12 protein-coding genes and 1 pseudogene are annotated in these 12051 nt (G+C 65.4%); 10 read left to right on the forward strand and 3 right to left on the reverse strand.

Features of this window, described 5'->3' with window-relative positions; translation table 11 throughout:
• Positions 1-416: 416 nt before the first annotated feature.
• Positions 417-704 (reverse strand): hypothetical protein, encoded by a 288-nt coding sequence (locus ACQPYE_RS26355; RefSeq protein WP_498715136.1) that lies wholly within the window; start codon positions 702-704, stop codon positions 417-419.
• Positions 705-921: 217 nt separating this feature from the next.
• Between ACQPYE_RS26355 and ACQPYE_RS26360 the strand changes: the two genes are divergently transcribed.
• The 5 genes from ACQPYE_RS26360 (at position 922) to ACQPYE_RS26380 (ending at position 5360) form a co-directional block, all read left to right on the forward strand.
• Entirely contained in the window at positions 922-1608 is a 687-nt protein-coding gene (locus ACQPYE_RS26360; protein ID WP_498715137.1) for a response regulator transcription factor, read from the forward strand.
• A complete protein-coding gene (locus ACQPYE_RS26365; protein ID WP_498715139.1) occupies positions 1605-3041 on the forward strand; it encodes a sensor histidine kinase in 1437 nt (478 codons plus the stop codon). The genes ACQPYE_RS26360 and ACQPYE_RS26365 overlap by 4 nt, the downstream gene beginning before the upstream one ends.
• Positions 3042-3111: 70 nt before the next feature.
• A complete protein-coding gene (locus ACQPYE_RS26370; protein ID WP_498715140.1) occupies positions 3112-3414 on the forward strand; it encodes a transposase in 303 nt (100 codons plus the stop codon).
• A 238-nt stretch (positions 3415-3652) separates the two neighbouring features.
• Positions 3653-3976 (forward strand): DDE-type integrase/transposase/recombinase, encoded by a 324-nt coding sequence (locus ACQPYE_RS26375; protein WP_498715141.1) that lies wholly within the window; start codon positions 3653-3655, stop codon positions 3974-3976.
• A 133-nt stretch (positions 3977-4109) separates the two neighbouring features.
• A complete protein-coding gene (locus tag ACQPYE_RS26380) occupies positions 4110-5360 on the forward strand; it encodes an IS4 family transposase (RefSeq protein ID WP_498715143.1) in 1251 nt (416 codons plus the stop codon).
• 309 nt (positions 5361-5669) lie between these two features.
• Here the strand turns inward: ACQPYE_RS26380 and ACQPYE_RS26385 are convergent, their stop codons facing one another.
• Positions 5670-6368 carry a hypothetical protein gene (locus tag ACQPYE_RS26385; protein WP_498715144.1) on the reverse strand — a complete coding sequence of 233 codons (699 nt, stop codon included), beginning with the start codon at positions 6366-6368 and terminating at the stop codon, positions 5670-5672.
• 934 nt (positions 6369-7302) lie between these two features.
• Here ACQPYE_RS26385 and ACQPYE_RS26390 point away from each other — a divergent pair.
• The 5 genes from ACQPYE_RS26390 (at position 7303) to ACQPYE_RS26410 (ending at position 10967) form a co-directional block, all read left to right on the forward strand.
• Positions 7303-7989, forward strand: coding sequence for a response regulator transcription factor (locus tag ACQPYE_RS26390; RefSeq protein WP_498715146.1), 687 nt, complete (start codon positions 7303-7305; stop codon positions 7987-7989).
• Between the two features lie 422 nt (positions 7990-8411).
• Positions 8412-9446 carry a sensor histidine kinase gene (locus ACQPYE_RS26395; protein WP_498715148.1) on the forward strand — a complete coding sequence of 345 codons (1035 nt, stop codon included), beginning with the start codon at positions 8412-8414 and terminating at the stop codon, positions 9444-9446.
• A gap of 84 nt (positions 9447-9530) precedes the next feature.
• Positions 9531-9749 (forward strand): hypothetical protein, encoded by a 219-nt coding sequence (locus ACQPYE_RS26400; RefSeq protein WP_498715149.1) that lies wholly within the window; start codon positions 9531-9533, stop codon positions 9747-9749.
• Positions 9750-9773: 24 nt separating this feature from the next.
• A complete protein-coding gene (locus tag ACQPYE_RS26405) occupies positions 9774-10085 on the forward strand; it encodes an amidase domain-containing protein (RefSeq protein WP_498722992.1) in 312 nt (103 codons plus the stop codon).
• 49 nt (positions 10086-10134) lie between these two features.
• Positions 10135-10967, forward strand: a protein-coding gene (locus ACQPYE_RS26410) for an IS5 family transposase (RefSeq protein WP_498715151.1) whose coding sequence is annotated in 2 segments (ribosomal slippage) — positions 10135-10483 and positions 10483-10967 — 834 coding nt in all. Because the reading frame shifts where the segments join, the coding sequence is not laid out codon by codon here.
• Here ACQPYE_RS26410 and ACQPYE_RS26415 read toward each other — a convergent pair.
• A pseudogene (locus ACQPYE_RS26415) lies at positions 10916-12000 on the reverse strand (IS630 family transposase). The gene ACQPYE_RS26410 and the pseudogene ACQPYE_RS26415 sit on opposite strands and share 52 nt — an antisense overlap.
• Positions 12001-12051: the final 51 nt, after the last annotated feature.

A 12051-nucleotide genomic window follows, 5' to 3' on the forward strand; every position in this document is an offset into this window, starting at 1 on the left:
ATGTTCTCAACGTACTTTTCAGCTCTTCTGCTGGTTTGCCTGGCGAGGGCGCGGCGCGCCACGATGCGTGGTCCGGCCACGCTGTGCCTGCCGATATTGATAACTCCATCCACACGGGTCGAAGCCGTGCGTAGCGTGAGGGCGGAGGTGCTCGTGAGTGCGACTGCAGGTCCGCAGCGTCCTCGGCTGACGCGGCATGATGACCGACTGTGCTGGTCCGACTGGCCTACTTGAGTGTGACCAACGCGTTCGCGCTGCTACGCCTGTTACCGATGAGCGATCGGTACAAGGACGTGAGTTTCGACGTGATCTGGTGGTGCGGTCAAAGGCGAAACCACACCACCAGACCGACCCGGTTCCGGTCACATCAGGATCCAAGGGCCTCCAGGTTGAGCCGCCCTCTGGCGCCGGGTGGATCAGATCACGTAGATCCACAGGCGGTAGGTCTTGGTGGAACTGCTCCACCGGCAGTCCCAGTCGTAGACGTCGGCGTAGTTGGCGTAGTACCAGTAGCCCCGGCTGTCGCACGGGGCCAGTCGGTTGAACGTCTCGCCGGTGTTGACCCACCCCGCCTCGGCGAGACTGCCGACCGCGATCTGCTGGTTCGCGACGACGGACTGGGCGGCCGGGGCGGCCGTCGCGGTCCCCGCAACCGCACCCAGCGCCGCGACCGCCATGCCCGCGGCGACCAACATACTCTTCAAACGTGACACGATGTCACTCCTCTTTGCCGAGCCGTCCGTTGAATCGGCCCGGGGCTGAGGTCGGTAGGCAATCGGCCGACCGAACCCTCCCCGCGAGCCTTTCGGAAGAATCCGGGTGGATTCACGATTGCCACTGTGCAGCATCACCCTTAGCGCTCCCTGAACCAGGCTGAAGTGTTCTTCAGGTTCCGGTTCCGGGATGCGGCATAGTGGCGGCATGCGGGTACTGGTGATAGAGGACGACCGTCGGTTGGCCGGACTGCTCGTGCGCGGCCTCGCGGCGGAGAATTTCGTTGCCGATGTGGAATATGACGGCCTAGACGGGCTGTGGCGTGCGACTGAACATGCCTGCGACGCCATCGTGCTGGACGTGATGCTGCCCGGCCTCAACGACTACCGCGTATGCGCGCGATTGCGGGCTGCCGAGGTGTGGACACCGATCCTGATGCTCACTGCCAAGGACGGCGGACTCGACGAAACCGAAGGGCTGGACACAGGCGCGGACGACTACCTGACCAAGCCGTTCTCCTACCTTGTACTGGTCGCCCGCCTGCGGGCGCTGGCACGCCGGGGCGCTACGCCGCGACCAGCTGTGCTGCGCGCTGGTGACCTTGAGTTCGACCCGGCCGCGCGGACCTGCCGTCGCAGTCGCACACCGATCAGCTTGACCACCAAGGAATCCGCGATTCTGGAGTTCCTCCTACGCCGCCGGGACCGGGTGGTATCCAAGACCGAGATTCTCGACGGAGTATGGGACGAAGCTCAGGGACACGACTCCAACCTGGTCGAAGTCCATATCAGCACTCTGCGCCGCAAAATTGGCATACCTTTCCAGCGGTGCACCATAACCACCATCCGAGGAGTCGGCTACCGGCTGTGTTCCGACGGTGGAGTCGGCGCATGAACTACAGATGGCGAAAGTCGCAGTCGATGCGCGTCCGGGTGACTTTCTTGGCTGCCGTGGCGATCGGTGCGCCGCTGCTCGCCTTGGCGGCTGGTGCGGCGGTGTTCCTCCACAGCCAAGCAACTCAGCTCGACACCGCGCCCGGGATGTACAGCATCTGCCTCGAAGTGGGCGTGCTCGCCCAACCACCCCGACCGCAGCAGCCGCCCGATCCGCATACATCGGGCCTCGTTCGGTTGGCATCCCGGTGCGAGGGTGGCTCGAGCGAGATCGAGGTAACGTCCGCGAGGATGGGCGACGTCGTCGTAGCCGGAGTCACCGACGCCGACAAGGTGGTGTCGGCCAACGCCCATTACATATCTCAGGCATGGGTTGCGGAACTGTCACTGTGGCCGTTCACCGACCCTGCCAGCATCGACTACCACCCAGTATCGGACAACGGCAGGATCGGACCGAGTCGACCAGTCTCGCAACTTCTTCATCTGGGGAGCGATCTGGTCGACGCCCAACGGACGATCAACAGACAGGTGCTCATTCTGGCTGTCGGATGGCTAGTGCTGATCGGCACCGTCGCCTACGTGGTCTGGTTTGCCATGGGGCGAGTGCTACGGCCAGTCGAGGTGATCAGACGGGAGATGGCCGACATCACCGAGCACGACCTGGCCCGCAGAGTCCCGGTACCCCCCGTCCGCAGCGAGATCGCGCGCCTGGCGTCCACGGTCAACGCCACCCTGGACCGGTTAGAGGCCGCAGTGCAGGACAACCGGAGGTTCGTGGCCGACGCCTCCCACGAATTGCGCAGCCCCATCGCCGCATTGCGCACCGAGCTGGAGATCGCCACCGCACACCCGGAACAGGCCGACTGGCCAGCGGTCGTCGACGCCGCCCTGACCGACACGCAACGCCTCCAACACCTGGCCGGCGACCTGCTCCTGCTCGCCCGCCTCGACCACTCCCCCGTCGGTCACACAGACACCGTCGACCTCACCGGCCTGGTCCACGACCACACCGCCCGCCACCGCACCCGGCACGCCCTGACCATCGCACTGCCCGACCGACCGGTGCCGGTGCGCGGCAGCCGTACCCTGCTCGACCGACTGCTGGGCAACCTGCTCGACAACGCCGAACGCCACACCACCACCAGCATCACCGTCCGCCTGCGCAGCACCGATTACAAGGCGGTCCTGGAAGTCCTCGACGACGGACCCGGCATCCCGCCCGAGGACCGCGAGCGCGTCTTCGACCGCTTCACCCGAATCGACGACGCCCGCACCCGCGACACCGGCGGCACCGGCCTGGGTTTGGCCATCGCCCGCCGCATCGCCACCACCCACCACGGCACCCTCCATGCCACCGATCACCCCACCGAAGGAGCACGATTCGTCGCCATACTTCCCCTGGCTGGGGTCAACGGGACCGTAAACGAGCGGTGATCCTCCCCTGGTACCCGGAGTCGGGTTACTGGATGATTGTTCATCTCAGTAGCCCTGAGGACAGCTCACGATGCCCAAGCGGTACCCGCACGAGTTCCGGCGTAAGGTGCTCGGCCTGGTCGCGTCCGGTCGTCGCGTGGTCCAGGTCGCGGCGGATCTCGACATCAGTGACCAGACGATCTATGCCTGGCGGCGCCAGGAGCTCATCGACACTGGGCAACTGCCCGGGACGACCAGCGTCGACAATGCCGAGCTAGTGGCGGCGTGTCGTCGGATCGCAGAACTCGAGGCCGAGATCGCTGTCCACCGGCGCGCCGCCGAACTGCTCAAGGAGGGCAGCACCCCAAAAGACGGTACGAGGCGGTCACAGTGATCGTCTCCGAAGGCCGGTCGATCCAGCTCGCCTGCCGCGTACTCGGAGTGTCGGAGTCCGGCTACTACGACTGGCGAGGCCGCGCTCCCTCGCCGCGGGCGATCCACCAGGCCTGGCTCGTCGATCTGATCCGCGAAATCCATGTCGAGTCGTTCCAGGTCTACGGATCCCCACAAGTGCACGCCGAACTCACCCTCGCCCGCGCGATCACCGTCGGACACAACACCATCGTGCTCTCATGCACCGCAACGGAATCAAGGGGCTGCCCAACCGGCGCAGACCACGGCCGAAACACGACATGCCCACCGCGGTGGACCTGGTCGACCGTGACTTCACCAGACCTGCGCCGAACCAGTTGTGGGTCACCGAGACCACCGAACATCCCACCCGCGAAGGCAAGGTGTACTGCGCGGTCGTGCTCGACGTGCACTCCTGCCGCGTCGTCGGCTGGTCGATCGACTCCAGCCAGACCGCAGCCCTGGCCGCCAAGGGACTGCAAAACGAGCGGCTCTGGCGCACTTCGGTGGTGACGGTAAGTAATCGATCGGTCGTGATCTTGTGACGGGTGCCGATCCCCCTGCAGGGACAGTATTTAACTTTTCGAGCGACACCGGCTCATGAGGCAATGCCGTTCAGATAGGCCGTTTGTGCTGGATGGCATGGTGGATTGACGCGGGCCGGTACGGTGTCGGGCCGTGACGTCGTCTGGGGTGCAGCCGCCGCCGTGGCCGCAGGGCCGGTTGACCGACCACATCGCACTGGGTGTGGTGTCGGCCCGGTTCGACCGTGACCTGATCGAAGAGGTCCTCAACCGCACCGGGCGGCGGGAGAAGCGCAGCCGGCGGTTGCCCGCGCACGTGATGGTCCGCTACGTGATCGCGATGGGGTTGTTCTTCTCCGAGTCCTACGACGAGGTGATGGGCCGCCTGGTCGGCAACCTGCGCCGGCTCGGCTCGTGGGTCGACGACTGGCAGGTGCCCACCAAATCGGCGATCACCCAGGCCCGTGGGCGACTCGGGCCGCAGCCGGTGAAGGCGTTATTCGAGCGTGCGTGCGTGCCGTTGGCCGGTTCGGGCACGAAGGGCGCCTGGCTTGCCGGGCGCAGGCTGATGGCGGTCGACGCGACGAGTTTCGACGTGGCCGACACCCCCGACAACGCCGAGAGGTTCGGGAAGACCGGCTCGGGGCCCAAGGCGTCGGCCTATCCGAAACTGCACGTCGCGGCTCTGGCCGAGTGCGGCAGTCACGCCATCGTGGGCGCGGTCCCGGGCTCGGTCCGCACCGGGGAGCGCACCCTGGCCGTCGACCTGACCGCCTCCGTCGGCCCCGGGATGCTGGTGTTGGCCGACGCCGGTCTGTACTCCTACGAGCTGTTCGGCCGCTTCGCCGACACCGGTGCCGATCTGGCGTGGCGGGTCGGGGCGTCGGTGTCGGTGGGGCTGGTGCGGTGGCTGCCCGACGGCTCCTACCTGGCTCTGATCCACCGCCCCGGGCTGAGTGCGGACCGGCGTGCCAGCCTGGCCGCCCAGGCCGGGGAAGGCCGGGACATCCCGGCCGAGTCGGCGCGGCTGGTGCGCGTGGTGGAGTACACCGTCCCCGACCGCAACCCCGACGGCGAGCTCATCGTCGTGATCACCACCGTGACCGATCTGCACGAGCTGCCCGCACCGGACCTGGCCCATGCCTATCACCAACGGTGGGAAACCGAATCAGCCCTGGACGAACTGAAAACCGACCTGCGCGGCCGGGGCGAGATCCTGCGCTCCAGGACACCCGACCTGGTCGAGCAGCAGATGTGGGGACTGCTGTTGGCCCACTACGCCGTCCGCGGCCTGCTGCTCGACGCCGCAGACCCCGCCGGCTACGACCCCGACCGCATGTCCTTCCTCAAGGGCCTCCGCGTCGTCCGCCGCCAGGTCACCGACCAGGCGGCCATTACCCCCTGAGCACCTCGACAACGCCCTCGCCGACGCGATCACCGAAATCCTGCGGCAACCCAACCCGCCCCGCCGACACCGCACCTGCCCCCGCGTGCTCAAACGCGCCCGACACAACTCCTACCGCGTCAAACGCGCCACCGACCGGATCACCCGCCACCCCGGCCCACCGACACCACTTCTGGCCAGCCCAAATACCCAAACTTAACGGCATTGGCTCATGAGGCATGCTGGCGCAGGACGGCACGGGCCCGCTTACGAATCGGTTGGGCGCAGCTCGGAACACCAGAAACAGGTGAAGCAGGAGGTATTCCGGTTTCAGTGCCCCGCAGGCGACGGGCGTCGCGGCGCGCGTGCCGTAACCACTACATCTCCCTGTCGGTGCGTCCTCGCAGGTGTAATGGGGCTCGAACCGGCCCTGTGCAGCCAGGCACGGGTGTTCACCTCCTTCGCCACCACCCTGAACGGGGAGTACTCGGTGGGTGTGACGCCCTGATAGCTGTGCCGTACGACCGCCCCGTGGATCGCGTCCGACACGACCAGTGCCATGTCGAGGGCGGGGTCATCACGCAGCAGGCCGCGAACGGCCTGGTCGTCAACGAGCCGGCACGCCAGGTTGATGTCGGTACCGGCCCACCCCGTCGCGTCGCGGTGCACCTCGCCGGCGTGCACTGCTACTCGCAGCCGGATGCGTTCCGCCGTACGGGCCGACCTGTTGCGGTCGGCGATCAGCCGAGCCAGACGCGGCAGCACCGGGTTCAGGAGGTGCAACTTCGACACGGACGGAGGTACGAGCACGATCATGCCGTCGCCTCGGTCCTCGACCGCCATCCGCCACCACGCGATCCGCGCCGAGCGGAATGCCGTTCGCACGACCTCGTTCAACGCCGACCGGGCCTGTAACTGCATCGGATCGCTCCATCGCCCGGAACCGGCCATATCGACCACGACGATCGACCGGTGCTGCGGTACCGGTGGTCGGATGAGGCCCCGCGTTCTGCCCGCCGTCACGGCCACGCCTAGGACCGCCGCGCCGACAGCGACTCTTTCCTGACCCTGCTCACGTCGCCACCTCATTCGCTGTCCGTTCTCCTTAACCCACACGAGGATGCAGGCCGCCGAAGGGATATCGCAGTGATTGAAGGACGGGACGCGGCGATGCAGAGGTCGCCTACCGGCGGAGGCACGATGGCCGACACCGGAGGACGACCGGGAGCTCGATCCTAACCTGAAGGAGGGGCATATCAACGCCCTTCGCCGCACGACCGATGTGACCTCGTCGGTCAAGTGACCTCGTCCACGCCGCCTCGACCCGTTACGGTCTGGGCTACTTGCTCAGCTACAACCCCACCACCATGGCTACACCACCATCGCCTGCACAGCGCTCGTCGACTACGCCCGACATCGACACGGCGCCACTGACATCTTCGCCGGTGTCACCTACGGCAACCATCAAAGCGCAGCTCTACTCCAACTCCTCGACTTCCAACCCATCACCGACTTCGACACCTCACCCGATTCCACTTGTAGCACCTCGACGACATCGTCCATCTACAGACTTTGACAATTTCTCGAGCCAGTGGGCACTCCTACCACATGGTCGCAGCATCGCGACCCACTTCGGAGACGCCACCGCAGAGCCCGTGAACCGTTAACCGAACCGCCGGGCAAGTGACGACACCACCTGCAAGATCGACTCGGGTCTCTACACCACCACGACATGGTCGCCAGATCTCTTTACGAACAAGAAAGCGCTGCCTATCCGACCTCGAGTGAAGGCCCACCACCGTTTCGCATCATGCCGGAACCTGCCGTCAACCCACTACGAGAAGGCTATTAGGGAAACGCGGACACGTTGACGGCGCCATCGTGTCTCATCGTCCTTGAAGCTTCCTGTGCCCAGCTGAAGTGTTCTTCAGGTTTCGAATCCTGTGTGCGGCATGATGAAGGTATGCGAGTGCTTGTGGTGGAGGATGACCGTCGACTGGCAGGACTGCTCGTCCGCGGACTTGCAGCAGAGGGTTTCGTCGCCGATGTGGAATATGATGGTCTGGACGGACTATGGCGGGCGAGTGAGCATACCTACGATGTGATCGTCCTGGACGTGATGCTGCCTGGGCTAAACGGCTACAAGGTCTGCGCGCGGCTGCGTGCAGCGCAGGTGTGGACACCCATACTGATGCTGACCGCGAAGGACGGTGAACTGGACGAGACCGAAGGATTGGACACCGGCGCCGACGACTACTTGACCAAGCCGTTCTCCTACCTGGTACTGGTCGCTCGTCTACGGGCACTGGCGCGCAGAGGGGCTACGCCGCGACCGGCAGTACTGCAAGCCGGGGACCTGCAGTTGGATCCGACCTCACGGACGTGCCGGCGCGGTCGCACACCGATCAGGCTGACCGCCAAGGAGTTTGTGGTGTTGGAGTTCCTGCTGCGCCACCGGGGTCGAGTGGTGTCCAAGACCGAGATCATCGCCGGGGTATGGGATGAGGCACGCGAGCCAGACCCGAATCTGGTCGAGGTCTACATCAGCACCCTACGACGCAAGATCGACATACCGTTTCAACGGCGCACTATAACCACCGTCCGAGGGTTCGGCTACCGACTCGTCGAGGACAAAGAGGAGGTCGGATGACCGGACACAGGCCACCACGACGCTCGTTGCGCCTGCCGGTTCTGATAGCGGCGGTAACGGCGATCTCCATACCTATCGCTGCCATAGTGGCACTGGCGGCCACCTCTCTGCGCGACGAGGCGATCCGGATCGAAGCCACATTGGAAGGGGATCGCGCACTTTGTAGCTCCGGAGGGTGGGAGTTACCACCTGAAAAACGTAGCCCCAACATGATACCCTGGGTCGTCTCACCACCTTCGCAAGTCTGCATATTTGGCAGTACGGACTTCCCGGATACCGATTCCCCTACAGTCGGAGTCCTATCCAAATCCATAGACCTGGGCGACATTTCACCTGAATACATCGCGGGTCACGACACAAGGATAAATTGTGTCGCTGAGTATTATTCCACTACATTTGTCCCCGAATTTTCGTCATGGCCTTTGACCAATCCTCAGCAGATTGACTTCAAAGGGATCGACGCAAAGGGACAGACTGGGCTCGGCAGTCTTTCCCAGGACTGGGTGCCAGCCGAGCTTCGTGCCCGCCTGTCGGAGAGTCAACGGACGCTCAATAATCAGATTCTGCTTTTGACACTCGGAGCGATAGCGTTGATTAGCCTGTTCGGCGGTGTCGTGTGGCTGGCGATGGGATGGGTACTCCGGCCCGTGGAGGCGATCCGACGCGAGATGGCTGATATTACCGAGCATGACCTGACTCGACGGGTCCCAGTGCCCCTTGCCCGCAACGAGATTGCCGATCTCGCCGCCACAGTAAACGCCACCCTGGACCGGCTGGAAGCCGCAGCGGAGGACAACCGACGGTTCGTCGCCGACGCTTCCCACGAGCTCCGCAGCCCGATCGCCGCGTTACGCGCCGAACTGGAGATCGCCACCATCCACCCAGACCTTGCCGATTGGCCCGCAGTCGTCGACGCCGCCCTGGCCGACACAGAACGCCTGCAACACTTGGCCACCGATCTGCTCCTCCTCGCGCGCCTCGACCACACCCCCGTCACGACGGGCCACGAAGCCATCGTTGATTTCACCAACCTGGTAAGCGAGCACACCTCCCGCCGTCGCAGCCAGCACACTCTGACCACCGACCTACCCCGCCACCCGGCACTCGTGCGCGGCAGCCTGCCGCTACTCGACCGACTGCTGGGCAACCTGCTCGACAACGCCGAACGCCACGCCACCAGCACCATCACCGTCCGCCTGACCACCATCGACGACGAAGCAGTGCTGGAAGTGACAGACGATGGTCCTGGCATCCCAACCGACGATCACGAACATATCTTCGACCGCTTCACCCGCCTCGACCACGCCCGCACCCGCGACACTGGCGGCACCGGACTCGGCTTGCCCATCGCCCGCCGCATCGCCACCACCCACCACGGCACACTCCACGCGTCAGATCACCCCACCGGTGCCCGCCTTACAACCGCAATCCCACTCGACACCAAGTCGCTCCGATAACCCTGTGAGGCTCCAGAACTCTGCACTCCAGCGCTGAGCTGCGGCGATCGCGCATCATGAGCCGTAGGAGCATGATCGCGGGGCGTGGCGCTACGACTGCTGGACCTGCTCTACGTCCGGATCGTCGGCTGGCTGGGCCTGCTCGACCGGTCATCGGCGGCCAACGACGTGGAGCTGCTGGTGCTGCGGCACGAGGTCGCCGTACTACGCCGCACTAACCGCTGCCCACGGCTGGAGTGGGTCGATCGTGCCGTACTCACCGCGCTTGCGCTGGTGCGCCAACTACCCCAGATGCTGCGCTAGCACCGCTCGCAGAACGACAAGAGTATCTGGACCTTTAATTCCAATGGGTTAGGTGATTCGTTCAGCCGGATCTGGAGCAGGGCGCACGACCTGCGGGAGTTTGCCACTGAGCGGACTGACCGCGCATGGGTCGCCGAACGGGCCCCCGCCGCCGACGCGGCCCAGATCTGGAACCTACTGATCGCCGACCTGTTGTTTATCGACTGGCAATCCGACGGTGGCATCGACCACGTGGTGATCGTCGTCGACTTCTACAGCGACCCGCCTAGTGTCCTGCGCCAGGAATTCGATCAAGATATGAGGCGAGGCGGTCGAGGATCTCGTCCGCGTCCTTAGACCGCATCTCATTTGGAGTGTTGCCACGCGGGCGTTATCTTGATCGACGATGAACGACGTGGAGAAGTGGTGCCCGGAGCCGTTGTGGCTGTTGGCGAAGCCGTTGTTGCCCGGCGCGCCGCAACGCCACCAGGGCGGTGGGCGTCGTCGGCTGGACGACCGGACCGTGTTGGCGGCCATCGTGTACGTGTTGCGGACGGGGTGTGCCTGGTCGGCGTTGTCCGCCTCGTTCGGGATCAGTTCCCCCACCGCGCATCGCCGGTTCTCGGAGTGGGTCGAGGCGGACGTGTTCGCCCGGCTGCACGACACGACCCTGGACCTGCTCGGCGTCGCCGGGGCGATCGACTGGTCGCGGGCGTCGGTGGACAGCATGCACGTCCGCGCGGTCAAAGGGGGGATCTGACCGGCCCCAGCCCGGTCGACAGGGGCAAACCCGGCTCGAAGATCCACGCGATGGGCGACCGCGGCGGCATCCCGCTGACGGTCGTGGTCTCCGCGGCCAACCGCAACGACCACCTGCTGCTGGAGACCGTGGTCGACGCCGTCGCCCCGGTCAAGGGACCCGTCGGCCGTCCTCGTCGTCGGCCGCGCAAGCTGCACGCCGACAAGGGCTACGACTACCCGACCTGCCGCGCCACACTGCGCAGGCGGGGCATCATCGCCCGGATCGCCCGCCGCGGCATCGAGTCCGCCAAGCGACTGGGACGCCACCGGTACGTCATCGAACGGACCCTGGAGTGGGTTTCCCGGTTCCGACGACTGGCCCGCCGCTACGAACGCAAGGCCGCCCACTTCACGGCATTCACCCAACTGGCCTGCGCGGTGATCTGCTACCGCCGAGCCGACAAGCTGGACCTGCTGACCCACAACAACCCCAAATGAGATGCGGTCTTAGTGCAGACGAAAGGCTTGGGTCCTCGTTCCAGGTCTTGAGCCAGTCGCGGATGTCGTTCTCCAGGGCGCGCGGGGACTTGTGGGCGGCGCGGCGTAGTCGTTTGTCGGTGAGCAGGCCGAACCATCGCTCGACCTGGTTGAGCCAGGAGGAGTAGGTGGGGGTGAAGTGCATGTGGAAGCGCGGGTGCGCTTCCAGCCACTTCCGGACGGTGGGGTGTTTGTGGATGCCGTAGTTGTCGCAGACCAGGTGCACGTCCAGATCGGCCGGGACTTCCCTGTCCAGCTTGGCGAGGAACTTCTTGAACTCCACGGCCCGGTGGCGGCGGTGGATCGAACCGATGACCTCGCCGGTGGCGATGTCGAGCGCGGCGAACAGGGTGGTGATGCCGTGCCGGATGTAGTCGTGGGTGCGACGTTCGGGCAGGCCCGGCATCATCGGCAGCACCGGCGCGGACCGGTCCAGCGCCTGGATCTGCGACTTCTCGTCCACGCACAGCACCAACGCCTTCTCCGGCGGGTCCAGGTAGAGCCCGACCACGTCGCGGACCTTGTCCACGAACTGCGGATCGGTGGACAGCGTGAACGTGTCGACCTGGTGCGGCTTGAGGTTGAACGCCTTCCAGATCCGCCCGACCGTCGAGCGCGACAGTCCGCTCTCGGCCGCCATCGAGGTCCGCGACCAGTGCGTGGCGTCGGCCGGCGTCCGTTCCAGCGTGGCCACCACGACCTGCTCAACCCGCTCGTCAGTGATCTTCCGCGGGGCACCGGGACGCGGCTCGTCCACCAAACCGTCCAGGCGCTTGTCCAGGAACCGGCGCCGCCACTTGCCCACCGTCTGCGGCCAGATCCCCAACTCCGCCGCCACATCCTGATTGGACCTGCCATCGGCGCAGCCCAGCACGATCCGGCACCGCTGCGCCAACGCCTGCGACGACTTCGCCCGCCGCGCCCAACGTGCCAGCGTCTCGCGTTCCTCGTCCGTCAACACCACCACGGCCACCGGCCGACCCCTACGAGCCACCCGACAACCCTACAATTCGTCAACGAACTTCAGGCGCAGGACACTAGACTG

Source organism: Actinosynnema sp. CA-299493, assembly GCF_050946825.1.
In the GTDB taxonomy this organism is placed as follows: domain Bacteria; phylum Actinomycetota; class Actinomycetes; order Mycobacteriales; family Pseudonocardiaceae; genus Actinosynnema.

Coding starts and splice junctions, on each gene's coding strand:
- ACQPYE_RS26375 (WP_498715141.1), top strand. CDS start 3,653: ATGCACCGCAACGGAATCAAGGGGCTGCCCAACCGGCGCAGACCACGG.
- ACQPYE_RS26365 (WP_498715139.1), top strand. CDS start 1,605: ATGAACTACAGATGGCGAAAGTCGCAGTCGATGCGCGTCCGGGTGACT.
- ACQPYE_RS26360 (WP_498715137.1), top strand. CDS start 922: ATGCGGGTACTGGTGATAGAGGACGACCGTCGGTTGGCCGGACTGCTC.
- ACQPYE_RS26390 (WP_498715146.1), top strand. CDS start 7,303: ATGCGAGTGCTTGTGGTGGAGGATGACCGTCGACTGGCAGGACTGCTC.
- ACQPYE_RS26370 (WP_498715140.1), top strand. CDS start 3,112: ATGCCCAAGCGGTACCCGCACGAGTTCCGGCGTAAGGTGCTCGGCCTG.